This window comes from Dyella thailandensis, from assembly GCF_050749815.1.
GTDB lineage: Bacteria > Pseudomonadota > Gammaproteobacteria > Xanthomonadales > Rhodanobacteraceae > Dyella_A.
Genome location: NZ_CP192735.1, coordinates 2012829 through 2033528 on the forward strand (window position 1 = coordinate 2012829; position 20700 = coordinate 2033528).

General features: G+C 65.0%; 19 protein-coding genes. 8 read left to right on the forward strand and 11 right to left on the reverse strand.

From position 1 onward, the window contains the following. Window positions 1-35: 35 nt before the first annotated feature. Window positions 36-344, reverse strand: a complete 309-nt coding sequence (locus ACQVBX_RS09320; RefSeq protein WP_431633820.1) for a hypothetical protein — start codon at window positions 342-344, stop codon at window positions 36-38. Window positions 345-349: 5 nt separating this feature from the next. After that, window positions 350-1102, reverse strand: a complete 753-nt coding sequence (locus ACQVBX_RS09325; RefSeq protein WP_431638146.1) for an SDR family NAD(P)-dependent oxidoreductase — start codon at window positions 1100-1102, stop codon at window positions 350-352. 137 nt (window positions 1103-1239) lie between these two features. Between ACQVBX_RS09325 and ACQVBX_RS09330 the strand changes: the two genes are divergently transcribed. Next, window positions 1240-2124, forward strand: a complete 885-nt coding sequence (locus ACQVBX_RS09330; RefSeq protein WP_431633821.1) for an AraC family transcriptional regulator N-terminal domain-containing protein — start codon at window positions 1240-1242, stop codon at window positions 2122-2124. 75 nt (window positions 2125-2199) lie between these two features. Here ACQVBX_RS09330 and ACQVBX_RS09335 read toward each other — a convergent pair whose 3' ends face one another. The 3 genes from ACQVBX_RS09335 to ACQVBX_RS09345 form a co-directional block, all read right to left on the reverse strand. Next, window positions 2200-3261 (reverse strand): alpha/beta hydrolase, encoded by a 1062-nt coding sequence (locus tag ACQVBX_RS09335; RefSeq protein WP_431633822.1) that lies wholly within the window; start codon window positions 3259-3261, stop codon window positions 2200-2202. A 90-nt stretch (window positions 3262-3351) separates the two neighbouring features. After that, window positions 3352-3918, reverse strand: a complete 567-nt coding sequence (locus ACQVBX_RS09340) for a hypothetical protein (RefSeq protein WP_431633823.1) — start codon at window positions 3916-3918, stop codon at window positions 3352-3354. 62 nt (window positions 3919-3980) lie between these two features. After that, the gene (locus tag ACQVBX_RS09345; protein ID WP_431633824.1) at window positions 3981-4592 is read right to left on the reverse strand and encodes a class I SAM-dependent DNA methyltransferase; all 612 of its coding nucleotides are present in this window, start codon (window positions 4590-4592) and stop codon (window positions 3981-3983) included. Window positions 4593-4702: 110 nt separating this feature from the next. Here ACQVBX_RS09345 and ACQVBX_RS09350 point away from each other — a divergent pair, with 110 nt between their 5' ends. The 3 genes from ACQVBX_RS09350 to ACQVBX_RS09360 all read left to right on the forward strand — a co-directional run bounded on the left by ACQVBX_RS09350 (window position 4703) and on the right by ACQVBX_RS09360 (window position 7958). After that, window positions 4703-4990 (forward strand): hypothetical protein, encoded by a 288-nt coding sequence (locus tag ACQVBX_RS09350; RefSeq protein ID WP_431633825.1) that lies wholly within the window; start codon window positions 4703-4705, stop codon window positions 4988-4990. Between the two features lie 185 nt (window positions 4991-5175). Then, entirely contained in the window at window positions 5176-6738 is a 1563-nt protein-coding gene (locus ACQVBX_RS09355) for a DUF1800 domain-containing protein (protein ID WP_431633826.1), read from the forward strand. Window positions 6739-6755: 17 nt separating this feature from the next. Next, window positions 6756-7958 carry a DUF1501 domain-containing protein gene (locus ACQVBX_RS09360; protein WP_431633827.1) on the forward strand — a complete coding sequence of 401 codons (1203 nt, stop codon included), beginning with the start codon at window positions 6756-6758 and terminating at the stop codon, window positions 7956-7958. Window positions 7959-8962: 1004 nt separating this feature from the next. On the opposite strand, the gene ACQVBX_RS09365 is transcribed toward ACQVBX_RS09360, so the two are convergent. Together ACQVBX_RS09365 and ACQVBX_RS09370 are read right to left on the reverse strand one after the other, a co-directional pair. Then, window positions 8963-9886 (reverse strand): sensor domain-containing protein, encoded by a 924-nt coding sequence (locus ACQVBX_RS09365; protein ID WP_431633828.1) that lies wholly within the window; start codon window positions 9884-9886, stop codon window positions 8963-8965. Continuing rightward, on the reverse strand, window positions 9886-10251 hold the full coding sequence (locus ACQVBX_RS09370; RefSeq protein WP_404631567.1) for a PadR family transcriptional regulator: 366 nt from the start codon (window positions 10249-10251) through the stop codon (window positions 9886-9888). The genes ACQVBX_RS09365 and ACQVBX_RS09370 overlap by 1 nt, the downstream gene beginning before the upstream one ends. A 655-nt stretch (window positions 10252-10906) precedes the next feature. Between ACQVBX_RS09370 and ACQVBX_RS09375 the strand changes: the two genes are divergently transcribed. Continuing rightward, window positions 10907-11614 carry a dienelactone hydrolase family protein gene (locus ACQVBX_RS09375; RefSeq protein WP_431633829.1) on the forward strand — a complete coding sequence of 236 codons (708 nt, stop codon included), beginning with the start codon at window positions 10907-10909 and terminating at the stop codon, window positions 11612-11614. Between the two features lie 469 nt (window positions 11615-12083). Here the strand turns inward: ACQVBX_RS09375 and ACQVBX_RS09380 are convergent, their stop codons facing one another. From ACQVBX_RS09380 to ACQVBX_RS09395, 4 genes are all read right to left on the reverse strand, one after another. After that, the gene (locus ACQVBX_RS09380) at window positions 12084-13331 is read right to left on the reverse strand and encodes an ABC transporter permease (protein ID WP_431633830.1); all 1248 of its coding nucleotides are present in this window, start codon (window positions 13329-13331) and stop codon (window positions 12084-12086) included. Between the two features lie 4 nt (window positions 13332-13335). After that, window positions 13336-14649 (reverse strand): ABC transporter permease, encoded by a 1314-nt coding sequence (locus tag ACQVBX_RS09385; protein ID WP_431633831.1) that lies wholly within the window; start codon window positions 14647-14649, stop codon window positions 13336-13338. A gap of 42 nt (window positions 14650-14691) precedes the next feature. Next, window positions 14692-15924: a radical SAM protein gene (locus tag ACQVBX_RS09390; RefSeq protein ID WP_431633832.1), complete on the reverse strand. Its 1233-nt coding sequence runs from the start codon at window positions 15922-15924 to the stop codon at window positions 14692-14694. A 63-nt stretch (window positions 15925-15987) separates the two neighbouring features. Next, a complete protein-coding gene (locus ACQVBX_RS09395) occupies window positions 15988-16302 on the reverse strand; it encodes a hypothetical protein (protein WP_431633833.1) in 315 nt (104 codons plus the stop codon). 438 nt (window positions 16303-16740) lie between these two features. Between ACQVBX_RS09395 and ACQVBX_RS09400 the strand changes: the two genes are divergently transcribed. The 3 genes from ACQVBX_RS09400 to ACQVBX_RS09410 all read left to right on the forward strand — a co-directional run bounded on the left by ACQVBX_RS09400 (window position 16741) and on the right by ACQVBX_RS09410 (window position 20642). Beyond that, the gene (locus tag ACQVBX_RS09400; RefSeq protein ID WP_431633834.1) at window positions 16741-18771 is read left to right on the forward strand and encodes a hypothetical protein; all 2031 of its coding nucleotides are present in this window, start codon (window positions 16741-16743) and stop codon (window positions 18769-18771) included. A 123-nt stretch (window positions 18772-18894) separates the two neighbouring features. Next, window positions 18895-19362, forward strand: coding sequence for a GNAT family N-acetyltransferase (locus tag ACQVBX_RS09405; protein WP_431633835.1), 468 nt, complete (start codon window positions 18895-18897; stop codon window positions 19360-19362). 263 nt (window positions 19363-19625) lie between these two features. Beyond that, the gene (locus ACQVBX_RS09410; protein ID WP_431633836.1) at window positions 19626-20642 is read left to right on the forward strand and encodes an alpha/beta hydrolase family protein; all 1017 of its coding nucleotides are present in this window, start codon (window positions 19626-19628) and stop codon (window positions 20640-20642) included. The last annotated feature ends 58 nt before the right edge of the window (window positions 20643-20700 follow it).

Here is a 20700-nt window from a genome sequence, read left to right on the forward strand (position 1 = left end):
ATCGGCACGCGCCGGTAAAACGACGGCCCTACCCGTCACGGCACCAGGTGCGCGATCGGGCTCACCGACCAGCACACGGTGCCCTGATCGATCGCCGCATGCACCGGCGCATCGGCCAGCTCGCGCATCAGGCGACGGGCGGAAGCCCTGGCGTCGGCCACCCGCTTCCAGACGACCAGATCCACCACCGTGCCGTCCGGATGCTGCAGCAGCATTCGCGAGACGAATCCGCGCTGCCGCCGCAGCCAGGGATCGACGTCCGCATTCGCGGCGATGAAGTCCGCCAGCTGCAGCCCGGCAACCAGCTTGAAGGTCGTCATCTCGATGGCGGGTCGCATGGTCATTGCCATCAGATGCAGTACCCGCCACCAACCTCGATCCGCTGCGCATTGACCCAACCGCTGTCGGGAAGCAGCAGCGAGGCGATCACACCGGCCACGTCCGTCGCCTCCCCCACCCGCCCCAGGGCGGTCTGATCGGCGAGCATCTGCGCAAACTCCGGATGCTTGTCCAAAGCGCTGTCGCCCAGCTCCGTGCGGATGGCGCCCGGCGAAACCGAATTGGCGCGGATGCGGCGCGGGCCGAACTCCTTGGCTATGTAGCGCGTCAGCACGTCCAGGCCGCCCTTCATGGCCGCGTACGGCGCCACGCCCACGGTGGCGACGCGCGTGGTGGCGCTGCTCACGTTGACGATGGAGCCGCCATCGGCCAGCAGCGGCAACAGCGCCTGGGTCAGGAACAGCGGCCCCTTGAGGTGCACATTCATCAAGCCATCAAAGACGGCCTCGGTGATCGTGCCAAACGGATGGAAGCCGCCGTGACCGGCGTTGTTCACCAGGCCATCGAACGACGCCCGCCCCCACTCCCGCTCCAGCGTGGTCGACAGCTCGCGCGTGAAGCGCTCGAAGCTGGCGACGTCGCCCACATCCAGCGACAGGGCCACCGCCTTGCCGCCTTCGCCCCGGATCTGCTCGACCAGCGCGTCCGCACCGGCCCGATGGCTGCGGTAGGTGGCGACGACACCAAAGCCGTGCCGCGCGCAGGCCAGCGCGGCGGCGTGTCCGATGCCTCGACTGGCGCCGGTGATCAATGCGATTTTCATGGGGATGCCCTGCAGCGTGCGAAAGATGCAGGCAGCGTAGGTCGCTCGCGCGGACGACTCTGGCCGGATCGTCGCGCACCCTTGCCCGATCCTCTCAAATGCGCGGTGGCGACCGGCGCAGCCGGCATAATCCACCGATGGATTCCGCCCTGGCCGAACTGCACCGACTCACGGCGCATGCAGAGAACCGCCGCACCGAAACCGGCCTGCCGCGCGTGGCCATGGTCCAGGGCGAGATTCCCGAGCACCAGCTGGCGGCCGTGTACGAGCCGATGATCAACCTGATCCTGCAGGGCGGGAAAACCCTCACCATCGGCGGCCAGACCTATCGCTACGACCCCACCCACTACTTCGTGATGTCGATCGACGTGCCGGCCACCGGCACCGTGCACCCGGACCGCGACGGCCGGCCCTACCTGGCCGTCGCCCTGACGCTCGATCCGGACGTGGTCGCGGACCTGCTGGACGACATGCCCACGCCGAAAACCGGCACGCACGACGAACGCGGCTTCAGCGTCTGCCCCACCACGCCGGAACTGCTCGACGCATGGTTGCGACTACTGCGCCTGATGGAGCACCCGGGCGACATCGCTGCGCTGGCACCGGTGTACGAGCGCGAGATCCTGTATCGCGTACTGCAAGGCCCGCAGGGATGGATGCTGCGCGAGATCGCGCTGCCGGACAGCACGCTCTCGCGCATCCGCCGCACCATCGCCTGGCTGCGCGAACACCACGACCGCCCCGTGCAGGTCGAAACCCTCGCCGACCTCGCCGCGATGAGCCCCGCCACCTTCCACCGCCACTTCAAGGCGGTCACCGTGATGAGCCCCATCCAGTTCCAGAAGCAGCTCCGCCTGCTGCGCGCCCGGCAACTGCTGATGACCGGCGCGCGAACCGCTTCGGATGTGGCATACCGCGTGGGCTACGAAAGCCCCTCGCAGTTCGGCCGCGACTACGCTCGCTTGTTCGGCGCCTCACCGCTGCGCGATGCGCAGCGGCTGCGCAAGGAGCTACTCATCTAGATGAGCGCTGTAAAACACTCGCACTTGCGAGTCAGCCGCGCTATCGCCGCGCAAAGAGGCCCACCCGCTCGCAGTTCACGGCTTTGAGTCGCTGGATGCCACATCGGCTCGCTCACGCCGAACGAGACCCACCACGTTTTCCACTGCGTCAATCACGACCTGCGGACGATCGTATTGGACGTAGTGCCCTGCCCCCGGAACAATGGCGTTGAATCCCCGGGTGGACATGGCCGCCACTTCGTTGTGCATGGTTTCCCACGAGAGGGTTCTTTGATCGCGCAAGGCCTGCGTCTCGTCCTTCGCGGGTGGGTATGGTGCATGCGTGAGCACTACGATTGGCATGTCCCCGAAACTGCGGCGCGTCCGGCGGGTCTGGTCGGCGCTGGCGTAAAAGATGGCGTGACGCTCAGAAGCCGCTGCTGCCTGCCACCGCTCCGTCGCCGCGTAGTGCATCTGAGCCGCGTTGATCTCGGCGCTGAAACGTGGATCCGGAGCTCCGACACACTTTTCGAAAGCAGGGGTACCAGGAACGAGACCTTTGCGGGCCTCCGTGACGCAACTGTCGTACTCGGCCAGATATGCATCCCACTTGGCTTGCTGGCCCGGTTCGCCAATCGCCCACCCACGCTCGGACTGATCCTCGTGCGATCCCTCCACTGATACCAAGCCCACCACATCTTTTGGATAGCGGTCTGCGTAGACACGTATATACATACCTGCTGCCGAATGACCCACGAGCACATAGGGCGGCTTCTCGCCAGCAGCCCGCAATAGCTTGTGCAAATCCTCGGCAATGTTTAGAGCAGTGCTCGGGCGATTCGACGCATCGCTGAATCCGAGACCCGCACGATCGTATGAGCACACGCGTGTGTCTGCAGCGATCGGCTTTTGCACCAACGCCCAAGAAATCGTCGAGTCCCCCATCCCCGCATCAAGGATCACAGTGGGCTTGCCATGACCAAGGCAGTAAATGTTCATTCGCCGCCCGTTATCCATCGCCACCAGCCTCCGTGGCTGTGCGTAAACAGGATCCGTCACGATCGGGTCTTTGGCACTCTTCGCATGCACCACGCCCATTGCCAGCACCGCGAGCCACGTGCTCAAACTCTTACGCATCCTTGTTCCCCTGTTGGTCATCGACGCCATTCTGACAAACAAAACCCGGGTCCAAAACCCGGCCCAGAGTGTACTTTCGAGCGACCGCTTCGAGCCAAAATCAGACACTGCCTACCAAAATTTCCACGACGGCTTCTTAGGCAACTGAAGCCGCGGCGGCACTGTCTTGGACCCTTCGATGACCCCATAGAGCGCGACATTGAAGCTGACTTCTGCGCCTATTTTCCCTGCGCATTCCTTGACGATAAAGGCCGTACCCATTGCTGCGGACTGGGCAGCCTCCTTAAGACTTAGGCGGTTCTCTTCAGCGATCCGCACGGCATCCTCTTGCAGCAACACCAGCGATTGAACAACCGATAGCTTTGGCTCCTCGCCCCGAAGTGCATTGCTGCCGCCGATTTTCGACTTGTCGAGCACGACTCCGAAGTTTTGAAGCATCGATCCCAATATATTGATCAGTTGCGGCCCTTCCTCATTGGCCTTCTCTGAAAGAAGTACCGATCCAGGTTCAAATTTGTTGATATCGAGATTGAACGATCGCAGGAGCAGACTTCCTGACAACCGAGCCGCTGCTGCAATTGCGGTTTCCGCGTGCACAGCTCGGCCGGTGCCGGCCCGAGCTGCAACAAGGTCAACAAATAGTCCGGCGACTTTGTTCTGTGCGTCCAAATTGCTCACGTTACCCTCCAAAAATGCGCACGCTTATAGCGTCCGCTCTGGGCCCGACATCCGCCCTTACCTCAACCCACCACCACCTGCGCCCGCTCCAACGCCGCCACCCGCCGCTCCAGCCTGGGGCCCAGGTAGCAATGCGACCCACACGGCAGCAGCCCGGCCTGCTGGAACTCGCGCAAGTACCACTGCGGGGTGCGGGCGACGAAGCCGTGCATGTCGCCGTCGGGGTCATCGCTGCGGGTGAACACTTCGACGAAGGCGATGCCTTCGAGCATGTCGACGATGCCGCCGAGGCCCGCGCGGATTTCGGCGGGCTTGAGGTAGTGCAGCACGTCGGTGCAGACGATGAGGTCGAAGCGGGTGTCGAAGCGCAGGTATTCGAGCTGGCCGAAGGTGGCCAGGCCGATGTTGCGACTGCGGCCGTAGCGGTTGACCACGTACTCGCTGGCGTCCAGCCCGCGGTAGCTCGCCTCCGGGCGCAGCGCGCGCAGGTGGGCGCGCCACGGCGCCTCGCCGCAGCCCACGTCGAGCACGCTGCGGATGGGGCGGCCCAGGTAGTACTCGGCCTGCGCCACGGCCAGCGCCACCTTGCGGCGCAGCTCGGCGGGCGAGGCGACGGTGTGGTCCGGGTGGCGGTACCACTTGTCGAAATAGGCGCGGTCGTAGGTCTTGGGCACGGCGGGCATCCTGGCGGTCAGCGCGCATGGTAACTGCCGTCGCGCCAGCATCACCCGACGCCCACGCAAGGCGGCGCACGATGCCCCATCCCCCACCGAGGAGTACGCCCATGCCCATGGTCCGCATGCGCCTGATCGGCAGCCGCGACGACGCCGACACCGTGATCAACGCCCTGCACGGCATCGACGGTATCGAGCACGTGGAAGAAGTGGACGACCTCACCCCGATGATGCGCGACGACTCCAGCTCCAGCGAACTGGTGGACGACAGCGAGGGCAAGATCTACTACGTGGAAGTGCGCGCGCCCAACGCCAACCGCGTCGACGCGGTGCAGAGCGTGGCCGAGTTCATCGGGCGCGAGCGCGGCATGGGGGTGGAGTTCGTGGACGAGTTTTGATTGGGCGAGCCGTCCGCTTGCGCGAGAGCGGCGGATTACCAAGAGCATCGCGGCTGAAGCCGCTCCTACAAGGGGCGCAAGGTGTTGCGAAGGCTGAACGGGGCGGACGCGACGGCAGCACCCGGTACACCGTAGCGCGGGTTCCGCGTTGACCATCGCATCGCCCACTGCACGGATGGCTTCGCATGCGCCTCGTCTTTGCCTCGCTCGCCACCGGTTTGCTGCTGGCCGCGGCCGGCGCAGCGCCCGCGCTCGCCAGCTCCCCCGGCGCGCCGCTTTCCCACGACGACATTGCCTGGCTGCGCCGCGCCAGCTTCGGCGTGGACAGCGCCACTCTGGCGCGCTACCGGCAGCTCGGCCGCGAGGGCTGGCTCGATGAAGCACTCGCCGATCGCAACGACACCCTGCCCTCCCCCATCCAGCAGCTGATCGACAGCTACGATGCGATCAACACGCCGCCACTGGAGCTGGTGAAGCGCTATCGCGACCAGATGAAGCAGGTGAAGACGATGCCCGACGGCGACGCCAAGGTCGCCGCCAAGAAAACGGCGCAGAAGGACGGCCGCAAGCTGCTGCGCGAGGCCCAGCAAGCCGAGCTGCTGCACGCCATCTACGGCAGCAATCCGCTGAAGGAGCAGATGGTGTGGTTCTGGTTGAACCACTTCAGCGTGTACGGCGCCAAGGGGCCGGTGAAGCTGCTGGCGGCGGACTACGAAGAGCATGTGATCCGCCCGCACACGCTGGGTAAGTTCCGTGACCTGGTGATGGCCACGCTGGAAAGCCCGGCGATGCTGATGTACCTGGACAACGCGCAGAACGCCAAGGGCAAGGTCAACGAGAACTACGCGCGCGAACTCATGGAGCTGCACACGCTGGGCGTGGGCAGCGGCTACACCCAGCAGGATGTGCAGCAGCTGGCGCTGATTCTCACCGGCGTGGGCGTGGCGCGCCCGCGCCAGATGGAAGGCAGGCGACGCTTCGCGCGCTTCGGCGGCGCGCAGCGCGGCGTGGTGCAGCGCGGCCTGTTCGAATTCAACCCGGCCCGCCACGACGACAGCGACAAGACCTTCCTCGGCCACCGCATCCGTGGCGGTGGCTTTGAGGAGGTGGAGCAGGCGGTGGACCTGATCGTCAGCCAGCCAGCTTGCGCGCGCTTCGTGTCGCGCCAGCTGGCGCAGTACTTCGTGGCCGACGATCCGCCGCCCGCATTGGTGGACGCGATGGCCAGAACCTTCCAGCGCACCGACGGCGACATCGCCGCCGTGCTGCGCACGCTGTTCACCGCGAAGGAGATCACTGCCACCGCGGGCGGCAAGTTCAAGGACCCGATGCAGTTTCTCGTCTCGGCCATGCGCGTGAGTCTGGACGGCCGGCCGATCAGCAACGCACAGCCGCTGGTGGGTGCCCTGCAGCAGATGGGCGAGCCGATCTACGGCCGCATCACGCCGGACGGCTGGCCGCTGGACAACGCCAGCTGGTCCGGCTCGGGACAGATGGCCAAACGCTTCGACATCGCCGGCATGATCGGCAGCGGCCGCAGCCGACTGTTCGAGCCCGCGGCCGACGACGACGCCGGCCCGAGGCCGCCACACATGCGCCCTGACCCGCCGGCACTGAACGGCCCGCTGTTCGCGCAGACCATGCAACCGTGGCTGTCGCCGCACACGCGCGACGCCCTGGCGCAGGCGAAATCGCCGGCCGAGTGGAACACCTTCCTGCTCGCTTCCCCCGACTTCAACACCCGCTGAGAGAAGAGGCTCCCACCATGGATCGTCGCCAGTTTCTCCGCACCGCGGCCGCCGCCGCACTCGCTGCCCCGGCGTTCTCATTTTCCAGCCGGCTGTTTGCAGCACCCGCCAGCACGCCACGCTTCCTGCTGGTGTTCCTGCGTGGTGGCTACGACTGCAACAACCTGCTGGTGCCCACCGGCAGCGATTTCTACTACGAGTCGCGCCCCACGCTGGCCATCGCCCGCCCCGATGCCAGCAATCCGAACGCCGCGCTGCCGCTGGACAGCCATTGGGGCCTCAACCCGGTGCTGCGCGATTCCATCTACCCGCTGTGGCAGAAGAAGCAGGTGGCCTTCGTGCCGTTCGCCGGCACCGACGACCTCTCGCGCAGCCACTTCGAGACGCAGGACAACATCGAGCGCGGCGAGCCGCTGGACCACAGCGGCAACTACCGCTCCGGCTTCATGGCGCGGCTGTCCGGCCAGCTCACCGGCATACCGGCGATCGCCTTCACCGGCAATTTGCCGCTGAGCTTCCAGGGCGCGGCGAAAGACATCCCCAACATCTCGCTCAAGGGCAACACCAAGGCGCATTTCAACGATCGCCAGGCGGACATCCTCGCCAGCATGTACCGCGGCACGCCGCTCGCCTCCGCGTCGGCCGACGGCCTGGCGCTGCGCAAGAACGTCACCCAGGACCTGATGCAGGAGATGACCGCCGCCAGCCGCGGCGCGCCCAGCGCCCGCAACTTCGCCAGCGAAACGCGCCGCATCGCCACGCTGATGCGCGAGCAGTACCGGCTGGGCTTCGTCGACGTCGGCGGCTGGGACACCCACGTCAACCAGGGCAGCGTCACCGGCGGCCTGGCCAACAACCTGCGCAACCTGGGCGAGGGCCTCGCCGCCTACGCCGACGCGCTGGGCGACGAGTGGAACCGCACCACGGTGGTGGTGCTCTCCGAGTTCGGCCGCACTTTCCGCGAGAACGGCGACAAAGGCACCGACCACGGCCACGGCACCACGTACTGGGTGCTCGGCGGCGGCGTGCGCGGCGGCCGCATCGCCGGCGAGCAGGTGGCCGTGACCCAGCCCAACCTGCTGCAGAACCGCGACTACCCCGTGCTCAACAACTACCGCGACGTGCTGGGCGGCTTGCTGCAGCGGCTCTGGGGCCTGAGCGGTAGTCAGTTGCAGGCGGTGTTTCCGCAGGCCCGGCCAAAGGATCTGGGCTTGGTGTGAGTGTTGGTCTTCGATGCGCGGCAGGTGAAGCCCGTTGTTCGGCGGAGCAGCTAAAGCAGCGAGCTCACGCCAGCCCGAAGCCGCGCTTTCTGCTCCCTCTCCCCTGAACAGCTTCATCGTTCGGGGGAGAGGGCTGAGGTGAGGGGGGAAGCTTTTCGCTTTCCGGCGACAACCGCCACGCCGATGAGCCGCCAACATCGCGCCCCCCCCTCACCCAACCCTCTCCCCCGAGCAAGCTCAGGGGAGAGGGCTAAAGCGTCGAGCGCCATGCCAACCCAAAGTCCGCGCCTTGCTCCCTCTCCCCTGAACAGCTTCATCGTTCGGGGGAGAGGGTCGGGGTGAGGGGGAAGCCTTTCGCTTTCCGGCGACAAACGCCACGCGGAGGAGCCACCAGCATCCAGCCCCCTCACCCAACCCTCTCCCCCGAGCAAGCTCAGGGGAGAGGGCTAAAGCAACGAGCGCGCGTCAGCCCGGAGCGGCGCGTTGCTCCCTCTCCCCTGAACAGCTTCATCGTTCGGGGGAGAGGGCCGGGGTGAGGGGGAAGGCTTTTAGCCTTCCGGCGACAACCGCCACGCGGAGGAGCCACCAGCATCCGGCCCCCTCACCCAACCCTCTCCCCCGAGCAAGCTCAGGGGAGAGGGCTAAAGCGTTGAGCGCCATGCCAACCCAAAGTCCGCGCCTTGCTCCCTCTCCCCTGGACAGCTTCATCGTTCGGGGGAGAGGGCCGGGGTGAGGGGGAAGGCCTTTAGCCTTCCGTCGACAACCGCCACGCGGAGGAGCCACCAACATCCGCCCCCTCACCCAACCCTCTCCCCCGAGCAAGCTCAGGGGAGAGGGCTAAAGCGTTGAGCGCCATGCCAACCCAAAGTTCGCGTCTTGCTCCCTCTCCCCTGAACAGCTTCATCGTTCGGGGGAGAGGGCCGGGGTGAGGGGGAGGCTTTCGCTTTCCTGCGACAACCACCACGCGATCGATCTGCCCCACCCACCGAGCTGTCGAATAATGATCAGCCCGCCGCGCTCGCCACCAGCAGGTGCTTGGCCAGCTGCCCCTGCAACCGGCCCAGCCCACGCACCAGGTGCAGGGTGGCGAAGAACACCAGCACGCCGGCCACGCCCACGGCGATCAGCTCGCCCCAGCCGGGCACGTGCGGGCCGAAACCCCAGTCGAACGTGATGGTGCCATCGACGAACACGCGGTTCACCTCGCCCCAATCCAGCACGCGGGCAAACGGCATGGCCATGCATGCGAGCGCCATCGTCATTAGCGTCACAGTGACCGAGAAATAGACCACACCCAGCGGCAGCATCAGCAGCATGTAGAACATCGTGGTCCAGGTGCGCGGGTCGGTGAACATCGCGCCGATGCGCTTCATCAGCGTGGTACCGGAAGACGGATACGGCGGCCGCCGCGGCATGCGCACGCCCAGCATCGCCTCCACGATGCGCCCTTCCATCAGCGCCAGCACCCGCACCGTGCCGAAGAACAGCACGATGAAAGGCACGCCGATGATCAACACCGACAGGCCGGCCGATAGCGACATGCCCACCACCACCAGCACGAAGTACGCGATGCCGGTACCCAGCGCCAGCAGCATGTAGAACAGCGAGCCCCAGGTGCGTACGTCCGCGGCCACACCGAAGAAGCGGCCGATCAGCGAGCGCCGCTTCGGTGCCGGCGGCGGGCGCAGGGCGCGCTGGATCTTGATCTCCTGATCGCGGTAGATCTCCGCCACTTCGTCCGGCGCGCCGTAGCTACCCACCACCTGGGCCAGCATCTCGGCCTCGCTGCGGTTGGGCTGGTCGGCCAGCTCCGCGCGCAGGTGTTCCTCGGCGTCGTACAGCGCGTCCTGGATCAACGCGGGGTCCGCGCCGCGCAGCGCATCGCGCAGCTGCGCGAGGTAATCAGCAATCGTGCGTGGTGCAGTCATCACAGCTCTCCCTCAAGAATCCGGTCCACCGAATCGCGCGTGGCGTGCCATGCCGCGATCCACTCACGCAGCACCTCGCGGCCGGGTTTGGTGATGCGGTAGTAGCGGCGCGGCGGCCCGCTCACCGATGGCTCCACCTCGCTGGCCAGCAGACCCGCCGCCTCCAGGTTGCGCAGCACCGGATACAGCGCACTCTGCTTGCCGGCGAGCACCCCCTCGCCCGCCTCTTCCAGCCGCTTGGCGATCTGGTAGCCGTACATCGGCTGCCGCGAACGCCCCAGCACGGCGAGCAGCGCCAGCGAGACGGTGCCGGCCGACAGCTCCTTCTGGAACTTCTTCAGCGCACTGACGACGTCCTCATCCACGACATACCCGCCCTGCTACCTGTGTCGGGATGAAGCATAGTGCGAAGTTATGACTAGTCCATGGGTATGAAGTCATGCGCCTTGCTCCTCCCCCGAGCAAGCTCAGGGGAGAGGGCTAAAGCTCCCAGCGCCACGCCAGCGCGAAGCCCGCGCCTTGCTCCCTCTCCCCTGAACAGCTCCATCGTTCGGGGGAGAGGGCCGGGGTGAGGGGGCGGCTTTTCGCTTTCTGGCGACAAGCGACACGCTGATGAGCCACCAGCATCCCTGCCCCCTCACCCAACCCTCTCCCCCGAGCAAGCTCAGGGGAGAGGGCTAACGCGTCGAGCGCCGCGCCAAACCGAAGCCCGCGCCTCGCTCCATCTCCCCTGAACAGCTTCACCGTTCGGGGGAGAGGGTCGGGGTAAGGGGGAGGCTTTTCGCTTTCCGGCGACAACCGCCGCGCCGATGAGCCGCCAACATCCGGGCCCCCTCACCCAACCCTCTCCCCCGAGCAAGCTCAGGGGAGAGGGCTAACGCGTCGAGCGCCAATCGGTCATGGCGACATCCCACCGCGGCGCTCGCATCGCGCCCATGCGTTACGCTGAAAGGCCGCTCGCGGCGCGAGTTCACCGCCGCAAGCCCCGATTGCCACTCCACCCCACACAGGAGACTTGTCGTGACGACACACAGCGGTTCCACAGTGAGTTTCAAGCGGCCCGACGGAAAGGACGTGCAGGGTTATCTGACCACGCCGGCGCACACCCAGGGCGCGCCTGCCGTCGTGGTGATCCAGGAATGGTGGGGATTGAACGACCAGATCCGCGGCGTGGCCGATCGGCTGGCGCGCTGCGGCTACTTTGCGCTGGTGCCCGATCTCTACCGCGGCAAGAGCACGGTGGAGGAAGAGGAAGCTCACCACCTGATGGAAGGCCTCAACTTCGCCGAAGCCGCCACGCAGGACATCGCCGGCGCGGTCGCATTCCTGCGCCAGCGCTCCGACAGGGTCGGCCTCACCGGGTTCTGCATGGGCGGCGCGCTGACGATGCTCGCGCTCGGCCAGGGCGTAGCGGTGGATGCCGGCGCCACGTGGTACGGCATGCCGCCGCTGGAATACATCGACGCGGGCAAGATCACCGCGCCGGTGCTCGGCCACTGGGCGACGCAGGACGAGTTCTTCCCCATCCACAACGTGGACAAGCTGGAGGCGAAGCTCAAGGACGCCGGCGTGAGCGTCGAGTTCCACCGCTACCTCGCCTACCACGCATTCGCCAACGAGACCGCCGCCGGTCCGGGCCGCATCAGCCGCACCCAGTACGATCCGGTGTGGGCCGAGCACGCGTGGGACCGCACGCTCACGTTCTTCGGCCGCACGCTCTGGTCGTAATCCACCGACGCGCGTTGCCGATCGCGGCCCGGGATGCCCCGCATCCCGGGCCGCTGCGTTTGTACCGTCGCGCCACACCGGCGCGCGCGGGCGCTAGGATGCAGCACGCTTCCAGCGACGAGGACCGGATCGATGCGTGCAAGGCAATGGGTAGTGATGGCGGGCGTGTGGACGATGCTGGGCGCGACGCAGGTCGGATAGATCTCCTTGCAGAGCTGGCCCACCCGGCCGTCATGAAGCGACGAACAGAGTGGTCGAAAATCGACCTGATCCTGCGCCTTTTTCAGCTGCCGACATGCGGGAGGCCGACCGCTCGAGCCCATGCAAACCCGACACGCAATTGGCCACGTGGCGTGCCCCAGGCACATTCACCGCGAACCCGACCGCACCCAACTCGGCCTAGCAAGGCATGTACCGAGCGTTCTAACGTTTCCTCTCCCTCTGCGAAGACTCCGTCTGTCCGAACCACTCAAACCACTCGGATGACCGTTCCCGGGTCGACACTCCCGGATCGCAACGCCGGTCGCAGCGCAGCAAGCTGCCCGAGCAACAAGACCGCCACCACGGAGCAAAGGACAACAGAACCACTGATCCGGGAAGCCTCGTACCATTTCATCAACAGCATGTTCATGCCGATCGCCAGGCCGATGCCGATCAGGCACCCGACGGCTACCAGGACGAAGTTCTCCGTCAGCACGAACGCAATGATGTCCAAACGACGGGCTCCTAGTGCCCTACGGATACCGAGGGACCGGGTTCTACGCGCTGTCCATAGGCTGGTGATCGCGAAAATGCCTCCTCCTGCGATAAAAATCATGATCACACTGACCGCGATCATGGTGTAGGTCAGCGCGCGATCAAACTGATAGGCATCGGACCGGATGTCACTGAATCTGTAGATGCTGCCTTCAGTGAGCAACCGATTGGGATCCTTCCGGTATAGCGCTGCCTTCACCTGGTCCACGGCGTCGTCGATGCGTCCGGACTTGGCACGCACGACATACCGGGTGAACGACGCGACCTTGCGCACCGGCAGCAGTGCGGTATCCCATATCGACCCGTCGGAAAGGCTGTAGATTGCGGGGGATTGCAAAGTCTCGACCACCCCGATGATGCGCGAAGGCTGCTCCCCCTTGTTCAGGTAGATCAGTCGGCCCAAGGCATTCGCATTGCCGAACAATCGTCGGGCCATATGAGCGCTCACGATCACCACCGCCGGCGCGGCCGCCTCCCCGTCTGCCTGCGAGTGGATTTCCTCGGGCCGGAAGTCACGACCGCTCAACAGCTTTAATCCGAGCACAGCTCGCGCCGACTCATCACCACTGTATAGGCTGACGAGCATGCCGTGAGCATGCGTCGAGGCCTCGGTCCCCACATAGGTTGTCCAGAGGTTCTGCGTCAGGGGCAGCGTATTGAGCACAGCCGCACGCTCGACTGCCGGAGCCGCACGGATCGCCTGCATGTCCGCCACTTCCCTGGCGCTTAGGACCTCGGTCGCATCAGGGGTAGCGGCAGGAGCATCCAGCCATTGTTGCGTCACCGAAAACACGTCATCGCCGCGCACTCCGGAATCCCGCGCCATCATGCGGACGTGTTCGATGATGATGTATGTGGCGTTGGCCACGACCGCCAACGCCACGGCCACCTGCAATACAACAAAAAATACGCTTGCCTTCTGTCTCAACGTAGCCGCGAGGTCGGCGGTGGAAAATGTCATGTCGTCACCCCTGCTTGATGGCCGCATATGGCAGTACCCGGGAAGCGGTCATCGCGGGATAGCAACCCGCCAGAACCGTCGCGACCAGGGTGCCCAACATCGTCAACACCAAGGCGCCAAACTGGAAGGTCGCCAGCTCGGCAGGGCCCGAGGGCAGCAACCGATGCACGGCCGCCACGCCGGCCAGGGTCAGCGCAACACCGATGAGTCCGCCCAGGATTCCTATCAACGCGGATTCGACCAGAAGCATTCCCAGGATGTCTTGACGCTTCGCGCCCAGGGCCCGGCGCAAGCCGAGCTCCGTGGTCCGGCCCAGATAGTTGCTCAACATCAGGCTGGCAGCAGTGATCAGACAACCCAGGAAAAGCGCTATCGCGACGACCACCGAGGCGTGCGTGCCGGCGGGCACGATGTTCTTGCGTTCCAAAAGAGCGCTAAGAGGAATCATCGTGCCGGACCGCTCCGAATCGGCAGTGCCATCGGCGCTCGTACCCTTGACTGTGCTGTCGAGCACCTCACTCAGTGCCCCAATGGCGTCCTTGTCCTGAGTTTCGGCAATGACCGAGATCCAGAGGCAACGGGAATCAATCAATGCATGGAGTCCGCCGCCACGGGGAGCTTCGACACACGAAACCGTTCCGGAGGAACTGAATTCATTGGCCAGGGCCGAAGCAAACGGAACGAAAAAATCTTCGTCGGTGCCCGGGTAGCCGTTTCCGACGTTGACATCGTAAAAGCGTGGACTGGGCTCCCACTCGCCCATGACTCCGACCACGCGAAGGGTGGAATCGTTGTATCGCAAGGTCTCACCGACGCTGTTGCGCCCTCCGAAAATGCGGTTGTTGAGCTTCTCGCTTATGACCACCAAGAGATCCCCGCGATCTTCGTCAGCCGCCGACCACGCTCCCCCGAACACGAGCGGTACATGCAGCATGGAAAAGAAACCGGTACTTACGGCATGACCGTAGATCGCTGTCGGATGAGTTCCCGGTCGCTGCGGAAGCGCGATACCGCTTATTGCGTAGTCCGCAAGAACCCGCACATTGCGTGCGGGAGTCAGCAACCTCATCGCCGTCGCATGATCGACCAGACCTTGCGCGGCGGCGAGGGTCGCTGCCGCCTGGCCGCGGGACATGATGCTTGGCGCATACATCAGCTGCGAAAGTCCCGGCATGGGATCCCGGGTCGCCGCACGAAGCACCGACAGCGTGGTCATGCACGCTGCCGCACCCAGGCCGATAATCAATATCAATGTGGACGCCAGCCAGGGGCGCCGAAGGGATTTATGCAAGGCACAACGAAGGTGATATTCGAACATGCAGAAAGCTCGCAGCCGATAGTGGAATGAGCCAGGCGCGGATCACATGATGGTCGGCATCGTCTTGTCCGGAGCGATCGAGAAGCGCTCGGCCTTGTATTCGTCCGCCATACGCGAGCTGATATGCGAGATCAGTTTCCAGAGATCCTTGCAGTAGACCGAGGGCTGTCCGAAGCCTTCCCCCGACTTGTAGCGATGCGGCAAATAGCCTGCGCCGCAGGCATCCTTGATCGGACAGATCTGGCAAGCCTCGCAAAGATTGTCCTTGCCGCGAATGGTCGTCTTGAACAAATCCTTGGTGTAAACCATCTCTACCGGGTCGCGGAGGATGTTGAGTCCAAGCTCGGTAAAACCATCTCCACAGGCACGTAGCGAATCGACGGGCTCGATGCCTCCGTCCGTGTCGATGCTGACGATGCTCACAGGAGGGGCACCGATGGCATCCAGCCTCGAGCGATAAGCAAGCAGGCCGGCGATCATGTTCTGGAAATGCCGAATCTGGATGCCCGGATTATCTTCTTCCCACCAAGCATCGAAGATGGGAATCAGGTAGTCCGCAAAGCGCGTGCATTGCGGATCGGAAAATCCGGGGGGAAGGTTGTCCCAGTTGTAGTCAAGAGGCCAAAGGAAATCCATCGCCTCAACACCGATCTCGCGAAGCGATCGATACACCTCCAGGCCATCGACATCCGGATCCATCACGGTGAGGGTTCCGGTGAAGATGTCGTCCTCCTTGGCCAAAAGCTGCAAGCTCTTCACCACGCGATCGTACGAACCGCGCCCCTTGTGGTCCACACGATGCCTGTCATGGGCTTCACGGGTGCCGTCCATGCTCACGCCGATGAAGATCCCATGTTTTTTGGCGAAGTCGATCCAGGACCGATCGATCAGCACTCCGTTGGTCTGGAGATAGATGTCGATACGCAGGTCGTCGGACGCTTGCTCGCGCAAAACCTCGACCGCCTCGGCAATCCACCCCATGCCCACGATCGTGGGTTCACCGCCATGGAGCGAGAAAGTGATGTAGGGCACTTCCTGTAGACGAGCGACACGAGCCGCGTTGACGGCTGCGGCCTTGACCACCTCAAGCGACATCTTCCTGGGTTTCTTCTGATAGGAAAAATCCTTGAGATTGAACATGAAGCAATAATCGCAATTGAGGTTGCAGAATTCCGCGACCTTCAGGAGATACATCTGGAGTGGGGCGCGGCGCTTGTTCTCGACAAGCGCCAAGGATGCTTCTTCGGCAACGGAATCGATGGTGGCTGCGGACATGTCCTTTCCCTGGTCGGCGCGGTCCCACGCAGCGAAGCCACGTGGGACCGCTTCAGTCATGAATCAGGCGGTTTCGTCGAAGGATTGGGCCGGCTTCTTCGGCTCCTTGGTGCCTACATCGGCGTGAACCGTGCCGTCACCATGAACCGTCCCGTCGACATGCGCTGCCGCCAACAGCTGCTTCTCATACGACCGATTGGTCGTCTCCAGCAGCAACTTCGACTCCCTGATCTGCGGCAGATTGGCTCGCGTTTCACGGATGGCCTGCACATTGCTGCTTACCTCCGAGGCCGAAGCCACGGTAGGCGCGGCAATCCCCATCGCGGCCAGCAAGGCACAGAATGATGCTGCAGTCTTGGCATTGATTTTTTCTTTCATGACAACTCCGTTCGTCACAACATGTTCGCGAGGTGCGAACCCCCTCTCGGCCTGGGGCTGGCGAATTCCAAGCCCTTTCGACCTTGAGCCTGTCACCAGGCGGGGAATGTTGGAGGACGGTGCAGGCTCGGTAACAACGGTGGCTTCCAACACCGCAGCGAGCCTTTTCGGCGTCCTGTCCCAAATCATTTCTTCCCTGGTATCAACTACGTCTGATCAAGCGCCATTGACCAGTACCGCAGGTCCAAAAGTGCTGTCAATTCCCAAAAACCGTATTGACAAATCTTGGCTCTCGATCAAAAGGCACCGCTACGGCATGCTCGCGCATGGACGCATGCTGCAAAGCACCATGCTGCTCTACGCGGAGCCCGTTACTGTGTGCTCCCCGGCGCAGAATCGCGGCGGGCGATGAAGCAAACATAAGGTTTCGGTATGCGGATGTGTCAGCGGTGGGGTGGGTGGATCGTTCTCGGAGCCGCGTTCAGTTCGACCGCGTGGGCTGCCAACGAACAGACCTTCGACCGCAGCGAGGGCCTCAACCTCAACCGCTTCGTGCGCCAGGGCGACGTCGCCGCGCACATCGTGCTGCGCTCGGGCACCGACCCGCGGCTGATCGTCGCCTTCCCCGCCGGCAACAGCGGCGTGGGGTTGTGGTTCGATCCGGTGGCTGCGCCGGCCACGTGGACGCTCGACGGCCCAGCCACGCCGCTCACGCAATCCGACGCCAAGGGCCGCCCGCTGCACGGCGTGCGCTTCACCGCCACGCTGCACACGCCGACGCTGGCGCCGAAGCAGGCGCTGCTCTCCAGCATCCGCGTGCTGCGCGACTACCAGGGCCAGGGCACTGCGCCGAAGGAGGTGCTCACCAGCGCGCGCACTGACGGCAACACGCTCGCCTGGTCGCGCGACCGCCTCGATGGCGCACCCGGCTACGCGTTGAGCGTCACCGCCATGCACGGCGCACTGCGTGATGGCCACTTCGTCGCCGCCAGCGATGGCACGATCACGCTGAAGATCACCGCGCTGTCGGGCGAAACGCCGCTCACCCCGGTGTCCGGCCAAGCGCTACTCAACGACACCGCGCGCAACGACCGCGCCGCACGCGAGGCGCTGGGCTTCCTCAGCTACCGCGAGAAATACCTCGCCGGTTCGTGGCGCTTCGACACCTATTTCGGCCGCGACACGCTGATGTCGGTGCGCCTGCTGATGCCCGCACTGCAGCCACAGGCAGTTGAGACCGGCCTGCGCTCGGTGCTCGAGCGGCTCTCGCCCGACGGCCAGGTGGCGCACGAGGAAGACATCGGGGAGTTCGCCATCCTCGATCACATGAAGACGGACGGCTCGCGCTCCGACGCACCCGTCTACGACTACAAGATGGTCGACAGCGACTTCCTGCTCGCTCCGGTGACGCAGGCGTGGCTGCTTGACGACGCGCGCGGCCAAGCCCGCGCCAAGACGTTCCTCGCCAGCAAGCTGGGCGACGCGCACGCTGGCGAGGCGCTGATGCGCAACCTGCGCTACATCGCGGCGCACACCAAGGCCTTCGCGGCCGATCCGGTCGCGGCGAACCTGGTCTCGCTCAAGCCCGGCGTACCGGTAGGCGACTGGCGCGACAGCAACGATGGCCTCGGCGGCGGTCGCTACGCCTACGACGTCAACGCGATCCTGGTGCCCGCTGCGCTCGACGCCGCCAGCGCGCTGTACCGCAGTGGCCTGCTCGCGCCCTACGCGAACGAGCAGGACCAAGCGATGCTCGACGGCTTCGCCCACGCCGCCCAAGTGTGGCGCGCGAAGGCGCCCGCGCTGTTCAACGTCACCGTGGACAGCGCCGCCGCGCGGCAGGCCATCACCACGTATGCCAAGGCGATGGACGTGCCGGCAACACCTGCACTCAAGGCCATCGGCGACAAGCCCGTGCATTTCCAGGCGCTTTCGCTGGATGCCGACGGCCACACGATCCGCGTGCAGAACAGCGACGGCGGCTTCGCCCTGCTGTTCGGCCAGCCCAGCCCCGCCCAGCTTGATGCCGACGCCGAACTGCTGCGCCGCCCCTTCCCCGCCGGCCTGATGACGCCGGTCGGCATGCTGGTGGCCAACCCTGCCTTCGCCACGACCGCCGAGCAGGCCCTGTTCACTCCCGGCGCCTACCACGGCACCGTGGTGTGGTCGTGGCAACAGGCCCTCACCGCGGCCGGGCTCGCCCGCCAGCTCGCCCGCACCGATCTCCCCGCCGCCACGCGCCGGAAGCTGCAAGGCGCGCAAGCCTGCCTGTGGCAGGCCATCGACGCCACCCGCGACATGAGCAACTCCGAGCTGTGGTCCTGGCGCTACGCCGACGGCCGCTACCAGGTCGCCGCCTTCGGCGCGAGTGGCAAAGACGCGGACGAGTCGAACGCGGCACAGTTGTGGAGCACGGTGTATCTGGCGATTCCGGAGCCGGCAAAAGCCAGCGGCCAATGCAGTCACTAAAGTCGTCTCCAGCGATCCGAGCCATCGAAGGCCCCGAGTCTGCTGCGGCGCAGTTCGAGATCCGGCTCCGCCCCTTGCGGGCAACGCTCAGCGATGGGCCAATCAGAGGGAAGAGGATTTCTCTTGCATATACGCAAAGCGACCATCGCAGACGCACCAGCCAGCTTCGCCATCAGGCGAGAGGCCATCCTGGCGCAATGCCGGGGCAGCTATTCCGAGCGGGATCTGGATATCTGGACATCAGGCCAGATGTCGGAAGCATTCGCCCAGCGCGTGGCCGACAACTTCTACATTGCCGAGGTGGATGACCGGATCGTGGGCACGGGCATGATCGACCTCGCCTCAGGAAAGATCGACGCCATCTTCGTTCTCCCCGACCAGATGGGACGAGGCGTCGGGCGTGCCCTGATGGATCATCTGGAACACCTTGCTCTCGGCGCCGGACTGGAATCCATCCATCTCGATTCCACCTTGAACGCGGCGCCGTTTTATCGGCGACTCGGATTTGTGGGCGATCAGCTATCCACCTATCGATCCACCCTCGGCGTGACCCTGACGTGCATCCCCATGGTCAAGCACCTGATCCGGTGATTTGCCATCCCCACTACGGCCAGAGGCTCGGCCGGAACTGACGCTCCGAGGCGGCGCAATGAGTGCGCGCTGCCCCTGATCGTTACAACGCGAAGGAGTTGCTCCCGATGATCCGGAAACTGAAATGCGCGGCCGTGCTTCTGTCAGTTGCAGCAATGCCCTGGGGGGCTGGCGCGGCAGGCGCGCATGACAGCGCTCTGAAACCCAAGACGGCATCACCTGCCACGAGCGACACCGGCGTCCTGCAAGGCGCGCCCTACCGGGTGGACATCCCCGCGCACTGGAACGGCGAGCTGGTAATGCTGCTGCATGGCTTCGAGCCGATCGGCACGCCGCGCCCCACACCCAAACCGCTGGGCGACGAAGCGCCGGTGTTCCTTGCGGCCGGTTATGCGGTGGCGCAGAGCAGTTACGCCACTCAGGGCTGGGCGGTGGATGACGCGCTGCGCGACAACGAGCGCCTGCGCACCTGGTTCACCCGCAAGCACGGCCAGCCCAAGCACGCCTGGGTCGTCGGCTTCTCGATGGGTGGCTACGTGGTGCTGTCCAGCCTGGAGCATCTTGGTCAGCACTACGACGGCGCGTTGTCGCTGTGCGGCGCCAACGTACCGGGCACGCGCGTTGCCAACGATCTGCTGACCTCGCTGGTGGCCTTCGACGACTTCTTTCCCCATGTCGCGGGGCTGCCGCCAGGCGGGCTCGCCAATCCCACGGCCCCCACGCTCAACCAGATGCAGGTGATGCAAGCGGTGGATGCCGCGCTGAAAACCAACGAAGCCGCCGCGCAGATTCTCGCCCGGCACGCCCAGGTATCGCGCGGTAACCTGGCCGCCGCCCTCGGCGTGCACTACCTGGTGCTGCACCAGATGATCACGCGCGCCAAGGGCCTGCCGGTCGACAACCGTCGAACCGACTATGCCGGCTTCGGCGACGATGTGGCGTTCAATCGCAGCGTGCACCGCTATACCGGCGATCCGCAGGCCATGCGCTACCTGGCAACAGCTACCTCGCTCAGCGGCAACGTCCACAAGCCGCTGGTGCTGCAGTACAACCACGACGACCCGCTCATCACCGCGCACTTCCAGTCGGTCTACCCGGCCATGGTGCAGGCCGCGCACGGCCGCGCGCCCACGGTGCTGCCGCCGGTCGGCGAAGGGCATTGCGGATTCACGTCGGAGCAGATCGGACAGGCGTTCAAAGTGTTGACGGGCGAAGTGCGCGAACCGTCGAGATCGAAGGCTGTCGCTCAAGCCGACCTGCGCAGGAAAAGTGGACTCTGACCAGAGAGATACCGGGAGTCCGCCCCGGCCCAAGGCGGACCTGAATTCGACGCCCCAG

Excerpts from the sequence above, each read along its gene's own strand:
- ACQVBX_RS09320 (WP_431633820.1), bottom strand. The coding sequence starts at position 344 with ATGACCATGCGACCCGCCATCGAGATGACGACCTTCAAGCTGGTTGCC.
- ACQVBX_RS09325 (WP_431638146.1), bottom strand. The coding sequence starts at position 1,102 with ATGAAAATCGCATTGATCACCGGCGCCAGTCGAGGCATCGGACACGCC.
- ACQVBX_RS09330 (WP_431633821.1), top strand. The coding sequence starts at position 1,240 with ATGGATTCCGCCCTGGCCGAACTGCACCGACTCACGGCGCATGCAGAG.
- ACQVBX_RS09335 (WP_431633822.1), bottom strand. The coding sequence starts at position 3,261 with ATGACCAACAGGGGAACAAGGATGCGTAAGAGTTTGAGCACGTGGCTC.
- ACQVBX_RS09350 (WP_431633825.1), top strand. The coding sequence starts at position 4,703 with ATGCCCATGGTCCGCATGCGCCTGATCGGCAGCCGCGACGACGCCGAC.
- ACQVBX_RS09355 (WP_431633826.1), top strand. The coding sequence starts at position 5,176 with ATGCGCCTCGTCTTTGCCTCGCTCGCCACCGGTTTGCTGCTGGCCGCG.
- ACQVBX_RS09360 (WP_431633827.1), top strand. The coding sequence starts at position 6,756 with ATGGATCGTCGCCAGTTTCTCCGCACCGCGGCCGCCGCCGCACTCGCT.
- ACQVBX_RS09365 (WP_431633828.1), bottom strand. The coding sequence starts at position 9,886 with ATGACTGCACCACGCACGATTGCTGATTACCTCGCGCAGCTGCGCGAT.
- ACQVBX_RS09380 (WP_431633830.1), bottom strand. The coding sequence starts at position 13,331 with ATGACATTTTCCACCGCCGACCTCGCGGCTACGTTGAGACAGAAGGCA.
- ACQVBX_RS09385 (WP_431633831.1), bottom strand. The coding sequence starts at position 14,649 with ATGTTCGAATATCACCTTCGTTGTGCCTTGCATAAATCCCTTCGGCGC.
- ACQVBX_RS09390 (WP_431633832.1), bottom strand. The coding sequence starts at position 15,924 with ATGTCCGCAGCCACCATCGATTCCGTTGCCGAAGAAGCATCCTTGGCG.
- ACQVBX_RS09395 (WP_431633833.1), bottom strand. The coding sequence starts at position 16,302 with ATGAAAGAAAAAATCAATGCCAAGACTGCAGCATCATTCTGTGCCTTG.
- ACQVBX_RS09400 (WP_431633834.1), top strand. The coding sequence starts at position 16,741 with ATGTGTCAGCGGTGGGGTGGGTGGATCGTTCTCGGAGCCGCGTTCAGT.